A 25295-nucleotide genomic window follows, 5' to 3' on the forward strand; every position below is an offset into this window, starting at 1 on the left:
ATGGACAGAACTTCTTCGAAAGTTGAAGCGCTTTCCCCCTGGTGGAGGCACGGAACGATCCTGATTCTCGTGCCTGGCTTTACCGTTCTTCCCATCCTGACCGTCAAGACAGACAACGACGCACCGCCCATTTCGGAACGAGTTGGGGGATCTTCGGGGGAGACGATCGTTGTCGGTAGCGAAGTTCCGGCAGGACCGCAAGTCTTCCTGAAATATGGATTGATGGAAAACGGAACGATGTGGGGCGCGGGGCCTACCTCGGTCCGGATTTGGCAGTTCACTCAACCTATTCTCAGCTTCTTCACTTCTTCTATCAGCCGCGGGACCACTTCGAAGAGATCGCCGACGATGCCGTAGGTGGCGAGCTTGAAGATCGGAGCGTGAGGATTGTTGTTGATCGCAACAATGGTGCGCGCGCAGGACATACCGGCCTGGTGTTGGATTGCTCCCGAGATTCCACAAGCGATATAGAGCTGCGGCGAGACAGTCTTCCCGGTCAAGCCGACTTGAGAGGCATGCGGCTTCCAACCTGCGTCCACCACCGCCCGCGACGCGCCCACGGCGCCGCCCAGGGCGGTTGCGAGTTCCTCGATCAGTTTGAAGTTCTCCGGTCCTTTGAGACCACGGCCTCCCGACACGACGATCGATGCCTCGGTCAATTCTTTCCTGTCGTCCGCCGTTCTCCGAATTTCGCGCACCCTGGCCATCGGTCGCGCGGCATCGCAGGAGATGGTGAGTCTCTCAACAGGAATATCCGGCGCGGGCCTGGGCTCCGGTGGCGCGAAGATGTTCGGGCGGAGCGTCACGATCTGCATCAGCGGAGTCGTGGCCTTTACCACCGCGCGCAGTTTCCCTCCGTAGACGGGACGCGTGGCGAGTAGCGAGCCGTCGGATTCCATCTCCAGCGCCACGCAGTCCTGCATCAGCGCGCTCGCGAGTCTTGCGGCCAATTTTGGAGCGAGGTCTTTTCCCAGTGCGGTGGCACCCATCACAATTGCCGTCGGCTGGAGCGCCCTGGCGACCTCGGCCAGAATCGTGGTGAAGATCTCCGAACAATAGTATGTGAATGCGGGATCTTCAGCGATCACAATGCGTGAGGCGCCGCGCGCTCCAAGCTCCTGTGCGAGGGAGCCGACCGAGGGCCCGATCAGAACGACGGCGACGGCCCTGTCCGACCCCTTGCCGAGACGACAGGCTTCGCCCAAGGCCTCCAGCCCCGCCTTCTTGAGGCACCCCTCACGCTGTTCGCAAAACACCACGATCGGGTTCGTCCGGGTTGTCAGGTTCGTTTGGTTCATCGCGTCAGCTCGGTGCATCCGGTTCGTCAGATTGAATCGCTAGATCGCTTGTGCCTCTTCATGGAGCAGCCTGACAAGCTCTCTGACTGCGGCTGCGGCATCGCCGGTCATCATTCGGCCAGGCGGTCGCGCCGGTGGAAGTTCCAGGCGTACGATGCTGCATTTCGCCCCGGCGGCGCCGACTGCCGACGGCGCTAAACCGAGCCGTTCCCGGCCCCAGATCTCAAGCAGCTTCTGCTTGGCCTTCATGATTTCCGGCAGCGACGGGTAACGCGGCTCGTTAAGGCCCTTCTGACAAGTGACCACGGCCGGCAGCGGCGCCTCGACCACTTCGATCCCGCCTTCAATTTGGCGATGGGCCTCAATGCGGCGAATCTGAACATCGACATCCAGTTTATTCACCACGCCGACATGCGGAATGCCCAGTAACTCCGCGACTTGGATTCCGACCGCTCCTCCATCGTCATCCACCGCCTGTTTGCCGAATAGAACCACATCGAAGGCGAGCCGCCTGATGGCGGCGGCCAACACCAACGCCGTGGTGTAACTATCGCCGCCCTCGAACGCCGGATCGCTCAACAAGATCGCCTTGTCAGCCCCCATCGCCAAACAGCTCCGCAAGGCCCCCTCCGGCTTCTGCGCCGCATAGGGGCGCAGCGACAGGGCGGTGACTTCGCCGATGCCGAGGTGCTCTTTGATCCGTAGCGCTTCCTCGACCGCAAACTCATCGTATGGATTCACAACGAAGGTGAGACCTGACCGGTCGATGTCCATCCCCACTGCTGTGACGATAAGCTTGGACTCGGTAGCCGGAACTTGTTTGATACAGACGACGAGATTCATTCGGTTCCCCGATGGTCAGAGGCCCGTCCTCCAGTGTGCGTCCGGGTCGGACCGACACCACGCGCAGACGCGGCGAAGGGCGTCGGTCCCACGAAGCGCGGGAAGGGGGCCTGATCCTTATAATCCCTGATATCGCGGCCCTCCCTCGGCAGGCGCGCGCCAGACGATGTTCTGGACATGATCGCCCGGAAGCACGTCGATCGGATCCTTGATGACGCAGGTCTTGCAATGCACGCAGTTGGCGAAGTTGATCTGAATGCGGCGGGCGGAACCCTCACCAACGAGTTCATAGACTTTCGCGGGACAAAAATGCGTGCAGGGCGCATCGCCGTACACGGCGATGCAGTCCGTGAGGCAGCGAGTCGGATCGAGGATTCGGATGTGCGAAGGCTGATCCTCTCGATGTTGCGTGCCGGAATGATAGACATCGGTCAGCTTGTCAACGAGCACTCCGGCGTCATACTGTGCCGGCTCAGGAGCCCAGCGGCCTCGAGCCGCTTGATCAAGCGGGCGGAGGCGTCTGAAATCCTCTCGACTGCTTCCCGGTCGCGCTGGACCGAGTCCGGTCCACATCGTCAACCCTCCGAGGAGAACGCCGGGCAGGCGACCGTAGGCAAAGGCTCGCCTGAAGTTTCGTACCCAATACAAATCCCGCATGACATAGGATGAGGCCAATCGGGCTTCATAGGACGACAGCACTGAGGCAGAGGTGTCGCCTCGCTGTAGCGCGCCGAAAATCGTTTCAGCGGCCAACATCCCGCTCTTCATCGCATAGTGAATACCCTTCAGATACGGCACATTCAGCAAACCGGCCGAATCGCCCACGAGCAGAGCGCCGTCGACATAGGGTCGAGGAACGGCAAAGTAGCCGCCCTCGGGAAGGGTCTTGGCTCCATATCCGACGACCTCACCGCCCTTGATGAACCGCTGGATGTAGGGATGCTTCTTCAACCGCTGGAGCTGCGCATGGACGTCCATTTGCGGGTCAGCCCAATCGAGCCCACAGACCATCCCCACCGCGAAGAGGTTGTCATCGAGGCCGTAGCAAAATCCTCCACCAAAGATACGAGAACTAAGCGGGTAGCCGATCGCATGAATTGCGAGACCCGGCGCCCCTCCCGACTTGACCCGGATCACCTCTTTGACACCGACCGCGTAGGATTGGGCCTGACGGCCGTCGCGAAGCTTGAACCGATGGATCACGTCCTCTGCCAAGGTCCCGCAAGGGCCTTCGCCAAATACCGTGAGCTTGGCGTGAATGTCGGTGCCCGGTTCGTAGTTCGCTTTCCTGCCGCCGTCTGCCTGGAGTCCCTTGGCCCCGGTCTGAACCCCGCGGACCCGCTCGCCGTCGTACAAGACCTTCACCCCGCAGGTTTCGTGAAACAGGTAGGCGCCGGCGGCTTCCACTTGCTCGCCCAGCCAGAGGTTCAATTTCTGAAGGGAACCGAGGTAGCAGCGGTCCTCTCGGTAGGAAGGCGGAATCAGCATGTTGGGCAGCCGAATGTTCCCCTCGGTGGTGAGATATTGCAGCTCGTGCCGGGCGACACGGCGGGAGAAGGGAAAGCCGCGATCGCGATAATCCGGCAGCAATTCTTCCAGCGCGATCGGATCGAAAATGGCGCCGGAGATGGCGTGAGCGCCGACGTCGCGGCCCTTCTCGATCAGCGCGATTCGCGGGGCTACGCAGGGATTCGACGCTTTGCCGGCAGAAACCCGTTCATGATGATTTGCGATAAGCTGGGCCAGACGAAGCGCCCCGGAAAGGTTGGCCGGCCCTCCCCCGACGAACAGGATATCCACTTCAAGGATCTTCGGGGCTTCAGCCATGGACCCTGCCTCCCTGAAGGTCCGTTGCCCTCGCCTTTACATTCCGGCCTTCCCGCTCAGCCTTCGAAGTGTGGGGGAAACGTCCTCAGGAGCGAGCACCACCTCAATCAGCGATACCCCGGCCCGATCACAAGCCTGCTGCAGGGCGCTCCTGAACTCCTCCGGCGTCCGCACGCGAGCGCCATCGGCCCCCAAGGCCCTGGCCACTGCCACATAGTCCCAGGGGTGGATATCCCAAACCGCCCGCCCTTCCCCCAACGCCTCCAGGCTGCGATATCCTCCGTTGTTGAGGACGATGACGATCGCATCAACCCCGTATCGAACCAACGTCCCGAGCTCCATGCCGGTCATTTGGAAGCCGCCGTCTCCGACCAGCGCAACCGGCTTGCGGGTCGGCTCGGCCAACCCGGCGCCTAACGCCGCCGGGACGCCGAAACCCATGCTGGCGTAGTAGCCGGGGTTCAGAATCGTCTGGGCATGCAACGCCACTGAGCCGAATAAACAGTCGCCGGTATCTGTCGTGAAGGTGTACTGCCTGTCGTCCAAGCGGCTCAACTCCGAGAACACCGAGGCAACCAAGGACCGTTTGTCGGTGCCCGGCGGCTCTGGCCTATAGTCGTTGCGAAATTCCCGAAGCTTGATGTCAGAGCCGTCCACCAACGTCGGCAGAATCTCCGCGAGTCCGATGTGTTGGTACCGATGGCGGCTGATGACGACTTCGTCGGCCAGCGCCTGGATGAGGGTGCCGCGTGCAATCAGGCTCGTGAAGCGCCCGGTCTCCGTGTCCGTCAGCCACACGCCCAGTAGAAGCAGACAGTCTGATCCTTCCACCATGTGTCGCGTAGAGGGGTCGCTCGCCGCTCCCATATAGGTCCCAATGAAGTTTGGATGATGTTCGGGAAAGACGGCCTTCCCCATGAACGAGGTGGCGACCGGCAGGTTATAGCGCTCAGCGAGACGGATCACTTCATCCCGAAGCCCTAATCGCATGATTTCGATCCCGGCCAGCAACACTGGGTTCCGACTCCGATTGAGGCGTTCCGTAATCTCCTGCATCGCCTCCGCCAGCGCGGCTCGGTCCCTCTGCGGGGTCACAAACGCTCCTGGCTCCGCTTCGTCGATTTCGGCCCAGGTCATGTCGCGAGGGAGTTCCAGATACCCAGGCCGCTTCTCGCGCCGCACCGCCGCAATCACGCGCTGAATCTCGCGAGCCGCCGTCTTCGGATCTTCAAGAGCTGCGCTGGCGGAGGTCATCTCTTCGTAGACGCGACGTTGAGTCTCGAACGTCTTGACCTTATGATGGATCAACAGGTCGGGGTCTCGGCCTGCCAGGTCCGGCGCGCCGCTGATGACGAGCACAGGTGACTTCTCCGCGTAGGCCTGCGCGATCGGATTGACCATGTTGAGCGCGCCGGCGCCGTAGGTGCCTATCGCCACCCCGATTCCCTTAAGACGCGCGTAGGCGTCGGCGGCAAAACCGGCCGAGGGTTCATGCGTGGTCAAAATCGAACGGATGGGTCGGTCAGCCAGGGCTTCATACAGCGGCAGCGCGTGATCGCCCGGGATGCCAAAGGCATGGGCCGCCCCAAGTTCGAACAACTGCTGGAAGAGATACGGAGCCAGACGCATGACATCGTCGGTACGTTGCATAGTCCGCACCTAGCCATCCGATTCAGACACCAGACCTTTGCATCAGACGTGTTCCCGTTTCCACGTGGGCCACGGGAGGCAACTTCACAGTAAACCGTGGCAAAGCCTCGTCCTTCCGACGGGGGCATTTGGCCTCATACATGCTCTGCCGCTGCCCTGAAACACCACACATGCGTCGGCTACGAACGCATACCGCAAAACAGCATCGTTGCGATACCACTTGCCTCGGCAGCGCCGGGAGAAAGAGGTGATAGGACACCGATGGTCAAACGGATCGTCATCATTCAAGGTCATCCGGATCGAAGGGATGACCGAGAAGCAACGGATGGCATGGCTGGACGAGATGCGGGGATTGGGGATGTTGGCGAGGTAGAGAGTGGAGCGGGTCCTGTCGCCGGGCAGCCCAAGTGTGCTCGCACCCCCGCCCGGTGTGGGGACCCCCGCTGCGCGCGCTCGGTGAAAAGTCGCGTCTCGGCGCGGCGGGGTTGGGCGGGTGAGAAAATCGCCCGCCCGACGCCACCCGTTCCACGGTGACTCAGACCCCAATCTGAGCGAGGATGACAGGAAAGGGATACAGCGAAAAGGAAGAGAATTGTGGACCGACGAACGGTGCGCGGGTTCGGTCGCGCCATAGTGCGTCCACTATCAACTCCCATTGACCACCGTGCTGCTGGCCTCATGCGACTTTGAAACTGCGCTGAAGTATCGCGAGGCCGGCGCATTCGGCACCGCTATGGCTTCTTGTCCGAGGATGGCGCTATGGCGTGAGCCTCACTGCGCATCCGTTCCATCCGCCAGGCCGAGGCTACGAGGGACGAGCCTAGCCAGGAATTCCACATCCTGTTAGACTCGGCCGCCAACCAGGAGCGTCCAGGATGGGGCAAGTCCCCGCGGTCGTCGTCACCCTCATCGAGCGGTTCGAGCGGAACCGCGACGCCTATACAAATCAGGGCTACAACGAAACCCAGCTTCGGCCAGAGTTCCTCGATCCGTTTTTCGAGGCATTGGGCTGGGATGTGGCGAACACATCGGGCCATGCCGAAGCCTACAAAGACGTCATCCATGAAGATGCCATCAAGATCGACGGGTATACGAAAGCGCCCGATTATTGCTTTCGTATCGGCGGCGCACGCAAGTTTTTCCTTGAGGCCAAGAAACCCGCCGTCAACCTGAAAGACGAGATCAGCCCCGCCTATCAACTCCGCCGCTATACCTGGTCCGCGAAACTGCCGCTGTCGATCCTGACGGATTTTGAAGAGTTCGCCGTCTACGATTGCCGGACGCGCCCGAATCCCTCCGATAAAGCTAGCGCCGGGCGCATTCTCTATCTGACCTATCGGGACTACGTAGACAAATGAGACGAGATCGCTGCGATCTTTACCAAGGACGCGGTTCTCAAAGGCTCATTCGACAAACATGCCGTCACCGACCGCAAACGCGGCACCGCGACTGTCGATACCGAGTTTCTGAAGGAAATCGAAACCTGGCGCGAGGCCCTGGCAAAGAATCTCGCACTGCGCAATCCGAAGTTGTCCGTCCACGAGCTGAATTTCTCCGTCCAGCGCACGATCGACCGGCTCATCTTTCTCCGCATTTGCGAAGATCGCGGGATCGAGGCCTATGCCCAGCTTCAAGCGCTACTCAACGGACAGAATATTTACGGACGGCTCCGCTATCTCTACGACCAGGCGGATGACCGGTACAACTCGGGCCTCTTTCATTTCCAGGTCGAAAAGGACCGGGCCGAGTCGCCCGACGATCTGACGCCCAGGCTCAAGATCGACGACAAGATCCTCAAGGACATCATCGGCCGGCTGTACTATCCCAACAGCCCGTACGAGTTTTCCGTCTTTCCGACGGAGATTCTCGGCCAAGTCTATGAACAGTTCCTGGGCAAGGTCATCCGCCTCACGTCCGGCCATCAAGCCAAGGTCGAAGAGAAGCCGGAGGTTTAAAAAGCCGGCGGCGTCTATTACACCCCCGCCTACATCGTCGAATTCATCGCCAAACAGACGGTGGGAGCCCTCTGCAAAGAAAAGACGCCCAAGCAGATTTCCAAATTCAGAATACTCGATCCGGCCTGCGGATCCGGCTCGTTCCTGATCGGCGCCTATCGCTACTTGTTGAACTATCACCGCGATTGGTACGTCAACGACGGACCGGAAAAACATCGGAAAGAACTGTATCAGGCTGCCGGCGGCGAATGGCGGCTGACCTCGCAGGAGAAGAAACGCATTCTTGTGAACAATATTTACGGCGTGGATATCGACAGCCAGGCGGTCGAAGTCACCAAGCTCAGCCTGCTCTTGAAAGTGCTGGAGGGCGAGAGCGACGAGACGCTGAAGCGGCAATTGTCCTTCGTGCATGAGCGGGCCTTGCCGGATCTCGGCCGGAACATCAAATGCGGCAACAGCCTCATCGGGCCGGATTATTTCGCCGGCCAGCTCATGCCGGACGAAGACGAAATGCGGCGGGTGAATCCCTTCGACTGGAAGGCCGAGTTTCCGGAGATATTTAAGGACGGCGAGCCCTCGGCAGGGTCGGTGCAGGGCTTCGATGCGGTGATCGGCAATCCACCGTATGTGCGAGTGGGAAACATTGATGAGCTGGTCCTTCCATATTTATACACACACTACGATGTGACTCACCGCTTCGATATTTACATCGTCTTCGTTCTAAAAGCTTACGGCTTGCTTTCTAGCAAAGGCCGTCTTGGGTTTATCCTTCCGAATAAGTTTTTCACAGCTGACTATGGAAAAAGTCTCCGAGCTTTCCTAGCATCGCGAAAGGCAGTTCGAACGATAGTGGATTTTGGAGACTCACAAGTATTTGGAGGAGCTTCGACATACACGTGTCTTTTGTTCCTGAATGGGTCGCCACAGCAAGATGTCACCTACTTGAAAGCCAGCACAGAATCTCTTTCTGACGCTCTAGGCACCGCCATACAAATCGATCAATCTGAACTAACTGAAGATTCATGGTCGTTCATGACCGCTGGATCTTCACAACTGCTCAGTAAGTTCAAAGGTTTCCCCTCTCTGGGAGATCTCTGTGAAATCGAAAGAGGACTGGAGACAGGATGTGACGATGTGTTCTTCCTTCATGTGTGTCCGAACGCCGAAGCTAAGAAGACTGTCCTGGTTACGTCTAAGGCATGTGGTGAACCGTTCAAGATCGAAAAGGCAGCAGTTCGTTCGCTAGTTAAAGGCTCTGCGGACGTTCAGCGATATAGGATAGAAAGCGATCGCGTGCTTGTCTTTCCCTATCAGCACATTGATGGAAAACCGGCACTCATTGAACCTGAATTGTTTGCTCGAGAATTTCCGCTGGCGTGGAATTATCTCACCAACAACTTTCAACGGTTGAAGGCTCGCGGGAAGAATGATTGGTATGCATTTAGGAGGCGCAACTATGATCTTCGTGATGGCATAGCAAGACTACTCATTCCATCTATAGGGAAGCGATTGTCTGCAGCGATTGATCCTGACGGAAATTACCGCTTTGTAGGAAGCGGGGGTGGCGGAGGCGGCTCTTATGGTCTGGTTGCAAAGACTAATACCAGGTACTCTATCTACTACATCCTTGGGCTCATCAACAGCAATCTGGCCGACTGGCAGGCAAAATTGGTTAATTCGCGTTTCGGAGGAGGGTATTTTTCATTCAATCGGCAATATATAGAACCGATTTTAGTTCGCCCTATAGACTTTACGAACCCAGACGACAAAACTAGACACGACGAAATTGCCGAGGTTGTCAATCGCATCCTGAACTTACAAGAACGCCTTCGAGGGGCACAAACTCCTGCCGACAAGGATCGATTCCAGCGCCAGATCGACGCGACCGATCGGGAGATCGACCGATTGGTCTATGACCTCTACGGCTTAACGGAAGACGAGATTAAGATCGTCGAGGAGGCAGCTGTTGCTTCTCCGGCGAAAGTGCAGGAGAATGAGAGCCATGACACAGAAACTCAACCAGCCGATCGATCTCGCTCAGGCCAACGCCAAGCTGCGCCATTGGCGGCGCCAGCATGCGGATCTGACGACCAGGCAGGCTCTCTTTCGGGAGCAGATTCTGGGATGGGTGGTGGAATCGATGAGATTCGAGAACGAACCGGTGACTATGGCCCGCCTTCAGGAACTCCTGGCAAACCAGGAGACCACTCGTCCGGCAGCGTAGGCTCAACCCGTTATTTCGATACGGCTGAAGGACCCAAGCCCTATACCGAAGTTGCTGAACGTCTGGCTGTATCGCTGGCGATCATCCTGCTTCGGATTGTCGATACCGATCCCGCTACCTTGGAGTTTACGCCTGAATGGCTCTGCCTCCGCCATCAAGAACTGGCCGGTGTGCTCTTCCCGGATTGGGCCGGACGGTTTCGCGATCGAAATGTTCAGATCGGGAGTCACCAGCCCCCGCCTTCTTATGAAGTACCGGTTCACATGCGGCTATTCTGCGACGATCTTGCGGAGCGGCTCCGGCATCTTCGATCCGGCGCCGCGGATTTGCACTCAATTGCCGAGTTGATGGCTGTGGCGGATGGACGGTTTCAATCCATCCATCCGTTTCGGGATTTCAATGGGCGAGTCGGACGCATTCTCCTGGTGGCTCTCCTCCATCTGCTCGGTCTGCCTCCGGTAGAGATTGTCCCGGCCGGACAGGAGTTTCGCCGGGCCTATTTCGCAGCGCCCAACGACGCCGATCAAGGGAACTATGCCCGGCTGACCGACATGTGGGTACGCCGTCTGGCAGAGGCCCTATAGGCAGGCAATCTTCGATCGGGATTCCACCGTCGCATCAGCCGACTTGAACCGGCCCCTTCTCCCGCCCTCGATGCCGGCGGGCGACTTCGCACTTCGCGAAGATGACCGGAGAAGCGAGGCATCCGCCGAGGCTTGGCCGGGAAGGAAAGCTGGAACTGACCGAGGAGGCACGGTTGGAACAACCGTGTCCGAGAGAATTCCAGAAGGGCGCGTGGGGCGAAAGCCAGAGAGCCACCCGCGCGGTCGTTCCCCCCGGCCGAGCCCGAAGGGATCGCTTCGGGAGGTATCACAGCGAAGTGCGCCAGCGCCCGCCGGCTAGTATTCCAGCTTTGTCGGCTCCCGGTGAAACTCCGCCACCTGCGGTTGGACCAGCTCGGCGAAATCCCGATACCGCAGCTTGATCGCTCCCACATGACTGCCGGCGTCGAAGAAAATCTCCTCGTCGTGCGTCAGGAGTCCATCGACATAGACGGACATCCCGTAGAGATTGCCGAAGGGCGGCATCGAGCCGATTTCGCAGTCTGGAAACAGGCCGGCCAGCTCCTCCTCCGTCGCCAGCCGCACGTGAGGACATTCCAGGATGTCCGCCACATGGTTAAGCTCCACCCTCCAGTTCGAGGGCAGGACCAACATCACGAACCGTTCGCCTGCCTTCACGACGACGACCTTCGCGAACAGATTTCCCGGAACGTGAAGGCTCTCCGCCGCCTCTTGTGCGGTGTAGGCGACCGAATGGTTGACGATCTGGTAGGGGATCTTCCGGCTGTCCAAATAGCTTTGCAGCCTCCTGTGAATGATCATGGCCACCTCCTTGATTCGGTCCCATGACAGGTCGCCCCGGTCCTCCTGAGACAGAGGGCTCGCAAGGGGAGTGCCATCGATCAGACCAGTTCAATCGAGCCAAACCAGCGGAGAACCGAGTGGTTGGCGACGCGACGCATGGGGGCCGGGACGTGTAAGACGGAGCACCGTAGCGGAATGGGACAACAGGCTCCAGGCGGCCTGACCCCATCTGCTACCCATCCTGTTTCAGGACAGTGGCGCGAGTCGTTCGCGGCCGTGCGGAGCCCTCAAATCCTGCTCAGGCCCCAGCGGCACGATGCGCGTCGGATTGATATCGTCGTGGGTGATGTAGTAGTGCCGCTTGATGTGGTCGAAATTGACGGTGTCGGCGATTCCGTCGGTTTGGTAGAGGTCTTTGAGGTAAGCAAAAAGATTGGGATAGTCGATGATTCGCCTGACGTTGCACTTGAAGTGGCCGTGATACACGGCGTCGAACCGGATGAGCGTGACAAACAGGCGCCAATCCGATTCGACAAAGGCCTCTCCAAAGAGGTAGCGGCTGGTGTTTAGACGGGCGTCCAGTTGGTCCAGCGCGTCGAACAGGCGACGCACGGCCTGCTCATAGACCCGCTGAGAGGTAGCGAACCCCGCGCGATAGACTCCGTCGTTCACGTTCTCATAGATGAACTCGTTCAGCTCGTCGATCTCTCTGTGAAGCCGCTCTGGATACAGATCGATCCGGCTCTCCGTGAACCGATCGAACGTCCGGTTGAACATCCGCATCAGATCGTCGTCTGAATTGCTGACGATCCGTTTGGTTACCGTGTCCCAGAGCACGGGCACGGTGACGCGTCCCCGGTAGGGAGGATCGGTCGCCCTGTAGGCCTCGCTCAAGAAGTGAAACCCGTTCAGGGCATCGACTGAGTGGCCAGGGCCGTCGCGAAAGGCCCACCCGCGCTCGTCGCGGATCGGGTCCACCACCGTCATGCCGATCACCGACTCCAGCTTCTTGAGTCGGCGCACGATGACGGTGCGGTGCGCCCAGGGACAGGCCCAGGACACATACAAGTGATACCGGCCGCTTGCGGCAGGATAACCGGAGCTTCCGTCGGCCGTCACCCAATGGCGGAAGGCGTCCGCTTGCCGCTTGAATTCGCCGGCCTCCGACTGTTCATCGGGGAATTGCGCTCGACCAGTCATGGCACTCCCATATGGAAACAACCGGTAGTCCTTCAGTTACCCTTGTCTTTTACCATAAATTCAAGACCGCAAGATGTGCCGGATCGCCTGGAACCGGCGATCCATCCGGCCTGACGGAGCAAGTTGTCTCCAACGGACCGATCCTCATCGGGATCGTCGCCTCGGGACTACCTGTCCGGACCCGGCCCCCGATGTTGTTGACATGAAAAAGGGTCGGGTGCTAGCGTGAACGTACCCTTCGACGTGCTGCATTCCAAGCAGTGAATCTTGGACGAACTGCCAGGCAGCCTCGCATGAGAGCACGAAGGCCAAGACACGGGCCCGTTCTGAAGAGGGCGTTTGTCGTGCTCGCCGCCCTCCTGCTATCGGTGCCCTACCTCGTCGACGTCGCGTACTATGGAGACCTGACCCCGACGCACTTCGCCCAAGTCGTCGATTCCCACTGGAAACAGGCCGCGTCCGGTGACGGAGCGGTTTCTGCGGACGACCCCCTGAAAGATCCTGCAGTCGTCGACAAGCGGTCGGTCAATGCCGTGGGCCCTGCATATTCCGGTGACGACTCGAGGATAGCTTTCGGCTCCCAACTCCTGGCGGTCGCGTCCCGTATATCCCGGCCTCCTCCACTCTGTTGATTCCTCCGTTCTGTTGCTCGATAAACCCCATCATGGGCAGCGTCGGCTCTCGGCGACATCCGATACCGGCGTCCGTTGTGACGTTCCTCCTGTCACAGCCAGCTCAGATTCCGAAACCTTCGAGCCCCGGTAGGTGTATCGAACATGTCCATGACGTTGACATTGGAGAAAAAGGTCGCGACTGGTCTCGGAGCCGCCCTGATCCTGCTGATCGGGCTGGGTGTCGTGTCCTACCGGAGCGCGACGGCGCTCGCCGATCGTGAAGCCCGGGTCACACACGCCCATCAGGTGAGGGAGGCCATCGAACAGGTCAAGCTCCTCGTCGCTCGCGCGGCCGTCACAGGGAAGGCCGACCCGGTTCCCGATCACGCCAAAGACGACGGGTCTGCTCAAGCCGCGGGCCCAGTGCGCACCATGGTGGAGCGCCTGGCTCGTTTGACTCAGGACGATCCGGGCCAACAGGAACAGGTCGGTGTCCTGCGTCGTCTGATCGACGCAGGCATGCCGCAATCCGCACAATCTGCGCAGGCCGATGGATCAATCGCATTACGGGACCCAGGGATGGCACGCGCGCCGCTGGCTCAAACCCGGGCGGACGAGGAAACCCTCGACAGGATCGCCCGGACCCTGGAAACCATGGGGGCGCAAGAAGAGAGAAATTTGAATACTTGGTCGAAGCAGGCGGACCAGGCGGCGTCATTCACTCTGGCGCTGATGATCGGCGGATCCGTGTTGACGTTGCTCCTTACGGGCGGGGGCGGCGCATTGATCTTTTACGACCTCGCCAAGCGGAGGCGCGCCGAGAACGCCGTGCGCGTGAATCAAGCCTACCAAGACTTGATCCTTCGTTCCTTGCCTGTCGCCTTGTACTCTGCGAAATCGTCGGGAGATTTCGGCGCCCTGTGGGTAAGTGAGAACATCGAGGCGCTGGCCGGATTTTCCGCCCAAGATTTCCTCGACGATTCCTCCCTCTGGGCCACACGACTTCACCCGCTCGACAGAGAGAGCACCCTGGCGAAGTTCGCCAAACTGCCCCAGGAGAACACGCTGTCGATGGAGTACCGTTGGCGAACATATGAGGGAGAATATCGATGGTTCCGAGATGAGGCGGTCTTGACCAGCCGGGAAGACGGCGCGATCCAGGAGATCGTCGGCCTTTGGACCGACATCACCATGCAACGCAAGGCGGAGGAACTGATCCAGAGACAAGCCAACATTATCGATCAGGTTGAGGAGGCGATCATCACCGTCGATCTGAACGGTTACGTGCTGGGCTGGAATCGTGGGGCCGAAAACCTTTTGGGATATTCCGTGAACGAGGCCCTCGGGCGGCACGTCTCCTTTGTGTATCCGCTGAAAGACCGGGAATATCTCGATCGTGAAGTCCTCGCCCCCGTGAAGGCCAAGGGGACTCATCACGTTGAGGTTCGCCGGCTAACCAAGTCCGGGAGCATACGATTCGCCCAGCTGTCGCTCACATTGCAGAAAGACGGCTCCGGCGCCCCGATCGGTATCATCGGCTATTCAATGGACATCACGGACAGGAAGCGGGCGGAAGAGGCGCTGATCGACTCGCGAAACCAACTCGAAGCGCTCGCAGTACGTCTCCAATCGGTTCGGGAGGAGGAGCGAACCCGAATCGCGCTCGAAGTGCACGATGTGCTCGGACAGGCATTGACGGTTCTCAAAATGGATCTGAGTTGGATTGCAAAGCGCCTGGGCGATTCGACGACGTCGACTCGGCTCGAGTCCCTGCACGCACGGGTGGATTCGGCGCTCGGCCTGATCGATTCGACGCTTCAATCGGTGCGCGAGATCGCGACGGAATTGCGACCCGGTGTATTGGACCAGCTCGGCCTGGCCGCTGCAGTCGAGTGGCAGGCTCGAACGTTCCAGGAGCGGACCGGAATTGCGTGCGACACGCTCATACGGCCGCATCGCATTCTGGTGAGCGCCGAACAATCCACCGCGTTATTCCGCATCCTTCAGGAAGTCCTGACGAACGTGGTCCGGCACGCACAGGCCACCACCGTGCACATCAGGTTGGAAGAGTCCGACGACCATGTGTCGTTGCACGTGACGGACAACGGCAAGGGGATCCCGGAAGGAGCCACGACCGGGCCGCAGGCATTCGGCGTGCTGGGCATGCGCCTTCGCGCTCAGCAGCAGGGCGGAGAGATCGCGATTCATGGAAAACCGGGAGTCGGCACGACGATCGCCGTCCGCATCCCCCTGCATCGGAGCGGCGATGATTAACATTCTGCTCGCAGATGACCATCCCTATCTCCGTCGCGGCCTTATCCAGATCCTCAGAGATGAGTTCCCCGGCGCCGTGATCGGTGAGGTGGCGAACGTACCCGAACTGCTCGAACAGGCTCAGAAACTGCGATGGGACGTCGTCGTGCTGGATCTCACGATGCCCGGAAGGGGGGGCCTGGAAGCGTTACATGAACTGAAACGGCTTTGTCCGAACCTTCCCATTCTTGTGCTGAGCATGCATCCGGAAGATCAATTTGCCGTGCGCGTGCTCCGAGCCGGAGGGGCCGGATACCTGACGAAGGAAAGCGTGCCGCAGGAGTTCGTCCGCGCGATTAGGACCATCTGGAAGGGCGGGAAATACATCACGCCGAAGGCCGCTGAACTGCTCGCCGCTTACGTGGATCGACATGGCGATACCGAACAGCCGCTCCATGATTCGCTGTCCGACCGGGAATACGAAGTGTTTCGGATGATTGCGGCAGGCCAAACCATCACCGAGATCTCCGAACAGCTGGCCCTCAGCGCCAAAACCATCAGCACGTATCGTTCCCGCATTCTCGAGAAGCTTCATCTGAACAACAATGCGGACCTGGCACGCTATGCCGTCGAACACCATCTCCTGACCTAACCCTCGCGGAATCCTGCCCTGGGACCACCGTACTCTCTCTCGTTCAGTCCACCTGCCGCCACGTCGGAGGCGACCACCCGGCTCCAACGGTCGATGAGGGCGGTCCGACATGCCTTCGAGGCGAATTCCTACACGGATTCTGGATATGTTCCGATTCGTTCCGCCGAGGCTGCGGACCACACTGCACCCATACGGCGGGAGGAACCGGATCAACGGGAACGAGCCACACGTCGGCGATCTGAGAAAGGAGAGCGGGTCATGAGCATAGCCATCCTGGAAGCGGAAGAGGCGGTCCTGAACATGCTTCACCGGTACGAGGTCCTCGAGCTGGAGGACCTGATCATCAGCCGACCGGATTTCAGTTGGGCGCAATTGTTTCTCGCCGTCGACCGTCTCAGTCGAACGAACGTCATCGCGCTTTCCCGATCCGGGCTGACCTATCATCTACGGCTCCTCCCCCACGGCAATCGTCTCGGCAGACTGCGGGGCGATGAAGAACCGGCCGCCCGCCGAGTTTGGGAAGCGGACGCATGCGGGATTGACACTCCCGTTTAAGGTCGCGGCAGCGAAGGAACGTCCGAGAGCAGGAGGCGCGTTCTTCTCCACAGAGCCTCCTGTCGGCTACATGCATCGCCAAAACTGTTGACTGACGGGAATCCGGCCTGACTGAGCAGTCTGTCCTCACGCCCTGCCCGCCGCAGTTGTTCTGTCTTACCCTGCCATGCTCAGTCGTAGGAAATGTCCTACGTCTGGATTGCTGCATATCCGGTAGCGGATTCCGGCGTTGTCCGAGTGACCGCCATGACGATGTCGTGTTTACTGCTCACTCATGCATGCACGATCACAACGGAGAGCCAAGAAAAGGAGGACTCCATGACCCCTCTTTCTCCGTCGCAGGTGATACGGACACACGACCACTCTTTGTCGCTCTTGATGGGCATTCTGATGGCCATTCCCTTGGCGGCGCTGGACTTCGTTCCGACGGTCGGCGACAGAAACGCGGTGGCGGCAGCCGACTGTGCTGCCGCAGGGCCGACTGACCGAACGCCGACTCTTGACCTTTCGACCTGGAGCAGCCTCTCTCCGCGGAATCTTCCAGACGCCATCTCGGGACAGGACGGTCGCCAACGGCTCCCGGGGTCTTCAACTTGTGCGCCGGCACCGTCTCTTGCCGATAGTCTGGCCGCCCGTGCACGTATGCGGAATCAGGGAATCGCCACGATCGGTGCCGCCGCGGGACAAGGCACTCGCACCGGCACCACAGTCAATCGTGCCTCGACAACGGACAGCAGAACGATGCGGACGAAGCCTCTCGCGCCAACCGTCAAGATTGGTGTTCCCCCTCACAGAGGGAAATCCCAGACCTTCAGGGCACGGACGACGCCGAGTGAAATCCAAGCTGAGCCAGGCAAGAGACCGGGCGCCGTCATCGGACCGAGAGATGAACACAGTACGAGTCAGCCGACCGTCGAGAACCTGTTCCCGCCCGCACCCGTCGCCGGGTCGAGAGGTGAGTCCGTTGAGCGTTCGAACCCCCTTCGCACTGTTCTGCCACAGCCTGGTTACGACGGCGAGTCCGACCGCATGAATTCGACGACGACGCTGGCGCTGCACGGCGGAGAATGTGCCTATGGATGCCCGTAAGTGCGTGCGGGCCTTGACCAACGAGGAGCCGGCTCGTCTTCCAGTTTCATCGACCCCCGGTGACACTTGTCAGGAACAACCATGATGCTCCTGTAAACCCAGGCTGTATCGCATACCAAACGACGGAATCGCCTCATTCTTGCCGGACACTCTCGCCTGTCGCCTTTCACCACTCAAGCGAAGCCTGACCGTGGCAAATAGCCACGGGAATCGTCTGTTTGCCTGCAAATCCACGGGCTTGGACAGGCATGTCTCGTGCTGATATTCGGGGCGAGAGTATACGAACGAGCAGCAGACTTCCTGGCTGGGATGATGTCCCGTTGGATCGGCGAATTCACAGACGGTTCGGTCGCCGTTCGCGCCTCGCGCTGGCAGTGTTCGGCATCGCGCTCTGCCTTGTGGCATGCGGGAATGAGGCGCAAGACGGCTCCTCGGTCACGACGGCGACATCACGATCACCCCGGGCGCCCGTCGGCCTCATGAGCTTGACCGCGGACGAACTGGCGAGAACCACCATTGAGGTTGCGCCGGTCGCGCGCGGATCTGTCCGTGTGTCCCGCGAGTTTCCCGCGGTTATTCAGCCCAACGAAAACGAATTGGCCGAAGTGACGACGCTGATCCGCGGGCGCGTCGTCAAGGTGCACGTGGACATCGGTGCGGATGTCAAGAAGGGCGATCTCCTCGCGCTGTTGCACAGCACCGACCTCGGATTGGCGGAGGGGGCGTACCTGAAGGCGGAGGCCCATTTGTATGAAGCGGACCTGGCGTACCAGCGAGCGAAGGAACTGCACGAAGCCCGGGCGGTGAGTCTGGCGGAGTTACAGCGCCGGGAGGCGGCGCTGCGGACCGCGCGCGCCGAAGTCCGTGAATCTCAAAACCGGCTCGAACTGCTCGGCGTCTCGCGATTGGAGATTGAGCGGCTGGATCGCGAGCATACCATCAAAGCCGATGTACCGCTGCGCGCGCCGTTCGACGGACGCGTGATCATGCGCAACATCACACGTGGCGAGGTCGTCGAAACCAATCAGAAATTCTTCACTGTGGCCGATCTGTCGGAGGTGTGGGTCACCGCCGCGATTCCGGAAAAAGACGTCGAGTACATCCAAAAAGGCCAGAGTGTAGACATCGTAGCTGCGGCCTATCCTCATGCCCTTTTCAGCGGCACCGTGACCTACGTAGGAGATGTACTGGACCCGGCCACCAGGACTCTGCGGGTCAGGGTCACGGCGTCCAACCCCGACAAGCGCCTGAAACCGGAGATGTTCGCCCTCGTGCGGGTCTATGCCGCTCCCGATCCCGACCTGCTGACGATTCCGTTGTCGGCCATCCAGAACGGTCCTGCCGGGACCATGGTCTTTATCCGGCACAGCGCTTCAGAGTTCGAAGCCAGAACGGTTCGGCTCGGCGGAGAGTATGGAGAGGTCGTGGCCGTGCTCGGCGGTCTGCAGGCCGGCGAACCGGTGGTGACCAAAGGATCGTTTGCGCTCAAGTCCGAGATGGAGCGGCACAAGATCGAGCCGGCGCTATGATCGGATCTCTAGTGGAGTTTTCGCTCCGTCAGCGGATTCTGGTGCTGGGCCTCGCTTGTTTGCTTTCCGTCGCCGGCGTCTTCGCCTTTCACTCCGTTCCGATTGACGCCTACCCCGACGTCACGAACGTCCAGGTCCAGATCCTCGCGGAAGCGGGCGGCCTGTCGCCGGTCGAAATCGAGCGGTTCATTACCTACCCGTTGGAACTGCAGATGACCGGTCTGCCGGGTCTCGCCGAAATTCGGTCCCTGTCCAAGTTCGGCCTCGCCCAGGTGACGGTCGTCTTTCAGGACGACGTCGATGTGTATTTTGCGCGCCAGTTGGTCCTCGAGCGGATGATGGCGGCCAAAGAGCGTCTGCCCCAGGGTATCGAGCCGGTAATGGCGCCGGTCAGCACGGGACTCGGGGAAATTTACCAGTACTACCTGGAAGGACCGCACGCGCACGAGACCGATCCCGCCACGGTGGAAGCAGAATTGACCGAGCAGCGGACGCTTCAAGATTGGGTGCTGCGCCCGCTGTTCAAGAGCGTGCCGGGCGTCATCGACGTCAACGGGCTCGGGGGATTCGTCAAGCAGTACCAAATCCTGGTCGATCCTTTGAAACTGAGGAAATACGACCTGACATTGAGCGACATCTTCGATGCGGTGGCGAGGAACAATGCCAACGCCGGCGGCAATATCCTGGAGCGTCACGCCGAACGCTCCATCGTGCGCGGACTCGGCCTGATCAAGACGGTGAGCGATATCGAGTCCATCATCGTCAAGGAGTCGCATGGCACGCCGGTCTTCGTGAGGGATCTCGCCGAGGTGCAGATCGGCCATGCGGTGCGTCACGGCGCCGCCGTGCTCAACGGCGAACGCGAAGTGGTTACCGGCACCATCCTCATGCTCCGCGGGGGCAATGCACGGCAGGTCGTCGAGGCCGTCTCCGGAAAGGTGGAAGAACTTCACCGGCAGCACCTGCTTCCTCCTCAGACGAAACTGGTGCCGTTCTACGACCGCATCGAACTGGTGACGGCCGCGGTCAATACGGTGAGGGATGCCTTGATCGAGGGGATTCTCCTCGTGATTCTGGTCTTTATTTTCTTTCTGGGCCATGCGCGAAGCGCGGCGATCGTGACCGTCACGCTGCTCGTGACGCCGCTGGTGACATTCATCGCCATGGAACGCCTGGGTCTCTCGGCCAATCTCATGACGCTCGGCGGCCTGGCCATCGCCATCGGCGAGATTGCAGACGGCTCGCTGGTCGTCGTGGAAAACGTCTTCCGTCATCTCAGCGACCATCGTGACAGCGGGCGCGGCAAGCTGGACGTGATCCTCAAGGCGACAAAAGAAGTCGGACGCCCGATCTTGTTCGGCATTCTCATCATCAGCGTCGTCTTCCTGCCGCTCATGACGCTTCACGGCATGGAAGGCAAGATGTTCGCACCCCTGGCCTACACGCTGGTCATCGCCCTCTTGTTGTCGGTCGTGGTGACGCTGACGCTCTCGCCGGTCCTGGCGTCGTTGATGCTCCGAGGCGACCATCCCGAGGAAACGCGCCTGACCCGTTGGATGAAGCGTCGATACCAGCCGGTCTTGCAGTGGTCGCTCCGGCGCCGCGGACCGGTGCTGATCGGCTCGGCGGCGTTCGTGCTGCTCAGCCTGCTCCTCGTGCCGCACATCGGACGGGAATTCATTCCGATCCTGGAAGAAGGCGCCTTGACGCCGCAGATCGTCCGGCTGCCCAGCGTCTCCCTTCCAGAATCCATCGAGATGGAAAAGCAGGCCCACAAGGCGATACTCGAGTTCCCGGAGGTCCGCACGGCCGTGAGCAAGATCGGACGGCCCGATATCGCGGTCGGCCCTGAGGAACCGAACGAGAGCGACCCGATCGTGTCTCTGCGGGAGCGCAGCACCTGGACCACGGCGACGTCGCAACCGGAGTTGACGGACGCGATCAGACGGAAATTGGGGGAGATACCCGGGATCTCTGTGCTCATGAGCCAGCCGATCCAGGAGCGGGTCGACGAACTGATTTCCGGCATCCGGACCGAGTGCGCGATCAAGCTGTTCGGACCGGATCTGGACGTACTCCACCAGAAGGCGGAAGAGATCGCAGCCGCGATGCAGACGATCCGGGGCGTCAAGGACGTGAAGGTCGAACAGATCGCCGGACAGCCCTATCTGACCATCGACATCGATCGACAGAAGATCGCCCGCCACGGCATCAATGTGGCCGATGTCCAAGAGCTTGTCGAGACGGCGATCGGCGGGAAGCGCGCCACGGAGGTCTATGAAGGCGAGCGGCGATTTCAGTTGGTCCTGCGGTTCCCCGAATCGGCGCGCAACAGCGTGGGAACCATCGGAGACATCCGTGTCAAAGCGGCCTCCGGCGCCCTGATCCCCATGCACGATCTGGCGACCATCGAGATGCGGGAAGGCCCCCTTCGGATCAGCCGGCAGGAAGTCAAGCGCCGAATTTACATTGGATTCAACGTCGTGGGCCGGGACATCGGCGGGGTGGTGGATGAAGGCCGCAAGCGTCTCGCGGAGTCGGTTCACCTGCCGGCCGGGTATGCCGTCACGTGGGGAGGCGCGTTTGAAAACATGGAGCGCGCCAACGCGCGCTTGCTGATCGTCGTCCCGGTCACGCTCGGACTGGTGTTCTTCCTGCTCTTTTGGGCGTTCCATTCGTTCCGGTATGCGCTGCTGATCATCCTGAATCTGCCCTTTGCCTTGATCGGCGGAATCGTGTCACTGTGGCTCAGCGGCCAGTACCTGAGCGTGCCGGCGTCCGTCGGGTTCATTGAATTGTTCGGTCTCGCTGTGGGGAACGGCATCGTCCTGGTGTCCTATATCAACCAGCTTCGCCAGGAAGGCACGCCCAGGGAAAAGGCCATCGTGATCGGTTGCACGTTGCGGCTCCGTCCCGTCGTCATGACGATGATGACGACGCTGCTCGGTCTGCTGCCGCTCGCGCTCGCACAGGGCATCGGCGCGGAAGTGCAGCGGCCGCTCGCCACGGTGGTCATCGGAGGGCTGTTCACCTCCACGGTTCTGACGTTGATCGTGCTGCCCGCTCTGTACCACCGGTTTGCGGAAGCGGAATTGACCGCCGGACAGACGCCCGACTGGGTGTAGGACGGGGCAGCATCGGAAGGAATGGGCAGCTTCTGTTGTTCTCGTCGCGCGCTTTCTGTGGTTTGCGATGGACATTTCTCGGCGCTATGTCGCCTCCGTAACCGCCAATCCCTTCCAGCCGCAGGCTGGAGGGGTAAACAAATAGCGGAGAAAACTAGCGAGAGCAGTTGAGGACCACCGACCCCGCCAGCAAGAGAGAAACCGGCATGGCCGAGTCGGACCGGACAACCCCGCCGCCCGAACGCTGGCACGCCAGGCCGGTTGAAGAACTGGCCGCGGAGCTTCGAGCGGATCTTGACGCCGGCCTTGCCGAGGATGAGGTACAGCGAAGACGGGAGCAGTCCGGATGGAACGAACTGCCTGAGGCGCCGCCGGTTTCCTGGCTGAACCTGCTCCGTTCCCAATTCACCAGCATCATCATCTGGGTGTTGATCGGCGCGGCCGCCGTGTCCGGCTTCCTGGAGGACTGGCTGGATGCCGCCGCCATCCTGGCCATCATCGCGCTGAACGGCCTCCTGGGCTTCGTGCAGGAGTTCCGGGCGGAACGGTCGCTGGCGGCGCTGCGCAAATTGTCCGTCGCCGCGACACGCGTGAGGAGGAACGGCGCGCTGCACTCCATCCCGGCGCGTGATCTGGTTCCCGGCGACGTGATCCTACTCGAAGCGGGCGACCGCATTCCCGCCGATACCCGACTGATCTATACCGCCAATTTCCAATCACAGGAAGCCTCCTTGACCGGCGAATCCACTCCGGTTCAAAAGAATGCCGCCTGGCTCTGCCGATCCGACGTCCCGATCGCCGACCGGACCAATATGGCGTTCATGGGAACCGCCGCCGTGTCCGGGAAGGCACGAGCTCTAGTGGTGGCCACCGGGGTGCGGACCGAACTGGGCCGCATCTCTTCGATGATCCAGGCGGCGGAGACAGCTGAGCGGGCCGAAACACCGCTCCAGCGCCGGCTGGAGCAATTCGGCTATACGCTCATCTGGCTGGCGCTCGGGGTGGTGGCCGTCGTCTTCGTCCTGGGCTTCCTGCGGGGCGAACCGATAGTCGAGATGTTTCTGACCTCCGTAAGTCTTGCCGTGGCCGCGGTGCCGGAAGGACTGCCGACCGTCGTGACGATCACGCTGGCCCTGGGAGTCACCCGCATGGTGAAGCGGCATGCGTTGATTCGGAAGCTGCCGGCCGTCGAGACGCTGGGCTCCTCCACCGTGATCTGCACCGACAAGACCGGGACGCTGACCAAGAACGAAATGACCGTCACGCGCCTCTTCATGGACGGACGTCTGTTCGAGGTGACGGGGGAAGGGTACGAGCCGGTCGGAGACATACGAGAAGCAAGTGCTGAGTGCTGGGTGCTGGGTGCTGAGTTTTCCCGAGAGGAGACTTCTCTGGGGTCCGGCAACTCAGGACTCAGCACTCGCAACTCAGCACTGCCTGCCGGCCTCCGGCACCTCCTGAAAGCCGGTCTGCTCTGCAACGGAGCCATCCTGACGAAGGAGAACGGAACCTGGAAGATTGTCGGCGACCCGACCGAAGGCGCATTGCTCGTCGCGGCGGCCAAGGCGGGATGGCAGAAAGACGATCTCGAGCGCGAGGCGCCGTTTGAAACCGAAATCCCCTTCGATACCGAGCGCAAGATGATGAGCATCATCCGGCGCGCAGCTTCACGGCGGACTCTGTTCGCCAAAGGCGCGCCGGACGTCCTGTTGACCCGCTGTACTGCGCGCATGACGCTGGAAGGCTCCATCGAACCGTTGGACGAGCAGGGCCGTCGGGCGGTTTTGGATGCCAACGCGAGGCTCGCCCACGAAGCCTTGCGCATCCTCGCCACGGCCTACAAATCCCTCGACGACCGCGACGCCGACCGGCCGGACGGGATCGAGCGGGATCTCATCTTTCTCGGCCTGTTTGCCATGAAAGACCCGTTGCGGCCGGAAGCGCAGGAGGCGGTCCGAGCCTGCCGGGAGGCGGGCATCAGAACGGTGATGATTACCGGAGACCACAAGGAGACCGCGTCGGCGATCGCGAAAGACTTGGGCCTTGGGGACGCGCCGGATCGGGCCCTCTCCGGCGCCGAGTTGGATGCGCTGAGCGACGAGAAGCTGTCAGGGCTGGTAGATCGGCTGTCGGTTTATGCCCGGGTGTCCGCGGAGCACAAATTGCGCATCGTCAAAGCATGGAAGAGCCGAGGGGCGGTCGTCGCCATGACGGGCGATGGCGTGAACGACGCGCCGGCCATCAAGGCCGCCGACATCGGCGTCGCGATGGGCATCGCCGGCACCGATGTCACCAAAGAGGCCGCCGACATGGTGATCACCGACGATAACTTCGCCTCCATTGCCGCCGCCGTGGAGGAGGGCCGCGGCGTGTTCGACAACATCCGGAAGACGGTCCATTTCCTTCTGTCGTGCAACATGAGCGAGGTCCTGGTGATGTTGTTCGCGACGCTGCTCGGCCTCCCGCTGCCGCTGTTGCCGATTCAAATTCTCTGGATGAACCTCGTCACGGACGGCTTCCCGGCCCTCGCGCTGGCGGTGGATCCGAAGGCGCCGGATCTCATGCGCCGCCCGCCGCGCAGACCGGCGGCCCGTTTGCTGGACAGCGAGCGGCTGGCCGCCGTCGCCGGGGAGGGATTCCTTCTGGCTATCATAGCCTTGGGCGCCTTCGCCTACAGCCTCTACGTCTGGCGGCAACCGGTCGAACAGGCGAGAACCGTGGCCTTCACCGTCATGGTGGGCGCCCAGTTGGTCCATGCCTTCAATTGCCGAAGCGACCGGTGGTCTGTGTTCCAGGTGGGCTTGTTCACCAACCGTCCGCTCATCTGGGCCTTGCTGGTCTCCCTTGCGGTGCACGTCGCCATCATCACCATCCCGGCCGCGCAGCCCATCTTCAAAGTTTCGCCCTTGCCCACGGAGGACTGGGAGCTCATGGCCGCCATGGTGCTCTTGCCGCTGGTGGTCGTGGAAGGACTCAAGGCGATCAAGCGACGCCTTCACGTAACGACTCATTTTATGACCAATTGAATCTTCGCGTGACCGCTTCGGCAAGACCCTCTGCACCATGCCGCGTTTTGCAGCAGGTCGAGAGCGTCCACTGTGGTGATTCGCGCCA

At 60.7% G+C, this 25295-nt stretch carries 16 protein-coding genes and 1 pseudogene; 11 read left to right on the forward strand and 6 right to left on the reverse strand.

Going from position 1 to position 25295, the window contains the following annotated elements; genetic code table 11:
• Positions 1 to 281: 281 nt before the first annotated feature.
• The 4 genes from P0111_00595 to P0111_00610 form a co-directional block, all read right to left on the reverse strand.
• Positions 282 to 1298, reverse strand: a complete 1017-nt coding sequence (locus P0111_00595; protein ID MDF0642500.1) for an electron transfer flavoprotein subunit alpha/FixB family protein — start codon at positions 1296 to 1298, stop codon at positions 282 to 284.
• A 39-nt stretch (positions 1299 to 1337) separates the two neighbouring features.
• Positions 1338 to 2141 (reverse strand): electron transfer flavoprotein subunit beta/FixA family protein, encoded by an 804-nt coding sequence (locus tag P0111_00600; GenBank protein MDF0642501.1) that lies wholly within the window; start codon positions 2139 to 2141, stop codon positions 1338 to 1340.
• A gap of 117 nt (positions 2142 to 2258) precedes the next feature.
• On the reverse strand, positions 2259 to 3968 hold the full coding sequence (locus P0111_00605; GenBank protein MDF0642502.1) for an electron-transfer flavoprotein:ubiquinone oxidoreductase: 1710 nt from the start codon (positions 3966 to 3968) through the stop codon (positions 2259 to 2261).
• Between the two features lie 36 nt (positions 3969 to 4004).
• Positions 4005 to 5618 carry a thiamine pyrophosphate-binding protein gene (locus tag P0111_00610; GenBank protein ID MDF0642503.1) on the reverse strand — a complete coding sequence of 538 codons (1614 nt, stop codon included), beginning with the start codon at positions 5616 to 5618 and terminating at the stop codon, positions 4005 to 4007.
• Between the two features lie 875 nt (positions 5619 to 6493).
• Between P0111_00610 and P0111_00615 the strand changes: the two genes are divergently transcribed.
• The 4 genes and pseudogenes from P0111_00615 (at position 6494) to P0111_00630 (ending at position 10381) form a co-directional block, all read left to right on the forward strand.
• Positions 6494 to 6976: a type I restriction enzyme HsdR N-terminal domain-containing protein gene (locus tag P0111_00615; protein ID MDF0642504.1), complete on the forward strand. Its 483-nt coding sequence runs from the start codon at positions 6494 to 6496 to the stop codon at positions 6974 to 6976.
• Positions 6977 to 7147: 171 nt separating this feature from the next.
• A complete protein-coding gene (locus tag P0111_00620; protein ID MDF0642505.1) occupies positions 7148 to 7573 on the forward strand; it encodes a hypothetical protein in 426 nt (141 codons plus the stop codon).
• Between the two features lie 18 nt (positions 7574 to 7591).
• Positions 7592 to 9292: pseudogene (locus tag P0111_00625) on the forward strand (Eco57I restriction-modification methylase domain-containing protein).
• Between the two features lie 405 nt (positions 9293 to 9697).
• A complete protein-coding gene (locus P0111_00630) occupies positions 9698 to 10381 on the forward strand; it encodes a Fic family protein (protein ID MDF0642506.1) in 684 nt (227 codons plus the stop codon).
• 315 nt (positions 10382 to 10696) lie between these two features.
• Here the strand turns inward: P0111_00630 and P0111_00635 are convergent, their stop codons facing one another.
• Both P0111_00635 and P0111_00640 read right to left on the reverse strand, forming a co-directional pair.
• Positions 10697 to 11182 (reverse strand): YbaK/EbsC family protein, encoded by a 486-nt coding sequence (locus P0111_00635; protein ID MDF0642507.1) that lies wholly within the window; start codon positions 11180 to 11182, stop codon positions 10697 to 10699.
• Positions 11183 to 11410: 228 nt separating this feature from the next.
• Positions 11411 to 12364: a glutathione S-transferase family protein gene (locus P0111_00640; GenBank protein MDF0642508.1), complete on the reverse strand. Its 954-nt coding sequence runs from the start codon at positions 12362 to 12364 to the stop codon at positions 11411 to 11413.
• A gap of 293 nt (positions 12365 to 12657) precedes the next feature.
• On the opposite strand from P0111_00640, the gene P0111_00645 reads away from it, so the two are divergent.
• The 7 genes from P0111_00645 (at position 12658) to P0111_00675 (ending at position 25207) form a co-directional block, all read left to right on the forward strand.
• A complete protein-coding gene (locus P0111_00645; GenBank protein MDF0642509.1) occupies positions 12658 to 12996 on the forward strand; it encodes a hypothetical protein in 339 nt (112 codons plus the stop codon).
• A gap of 144 nt (positions 12997 to 13140) precedes the next feature.
• A complete protein-coding gene (locus P0111_00650) occupies positions 13141 to 15252 on the forward strand; it encodes a PAS domain S-box protein (protein MDF0642510.1) in 2112 nt (703 codons plus the stop codon).
• A complete protein-coding gene (locus P0111_00655) occupies positions 15245 to 15883 on the forward strand; it encodes a response regulator transcription factor (protein ID MDF0642511.1) in 639 nt (212 codons plus the stop codon). The genes P0111_00650 and P0111_00655 overlap by 8 nt, the downstream gene beginning before the upstream one ends.
• Before the next feature lie 258 nt (positions 15884 to 16141).
• Positions 16142 to 16438, forward strand: a complete 297-nt coding sequence (locus tag P0111_00660) for a hypothetical protein (protein MDF0642512.1) — start codon at positions 16142 to 16144, stop codon at positions 16436 to 16438.
• Positions 16439 to 17847: 1409 nt separating this feature from the next.
• On the forward strand, positions 17848 to 19056 hold the full coding sequence (locus P0111_00665) for an efflux RND transporter periplasmic adaptor subunit (GenBank protein ID MDF0642513.1): 1209 nt from the start codon (positions 17848 to 17850) through the stop codon (positions 19054 to 19056).
• Positions 19053 to 22181 (forward strand): CusA/CzcA family heavy metal efflux RND transporter, encoded by a 3129-nt coding sequence (locus P0111_00670; GenBank protein ID MDF0642514.1) that lies wholly within the window; start codon positions 19053 to 19055, stop codon positions 22179 to 22181. Before P0111_00665 ends, P0111_00670 begins: the two co-directional genes overlap by 4 nt.
• 167 nt (positions 22182 to 22348) lie before the next feature.
• Positions 22349 to 25207, forward strand: coding sequence for a cation-translocating P-type ATPase (locus P0111_00675; protein MDF0642515.1), 2859 nt, complete (start codon positions 22349 to 22351; stop codon positions 25205 to 25207).
• Positions 25208 to 25295: the final 88 nt, after the last annotated feature.

This window comes from Nitrospira sp., from assembly GCA_029194535.1.
Lineage (GTDB): Bacteria > Nitrospirota > Nitrospiria > Nitrospirales > Nitrospiraceae > Nitrospira_C.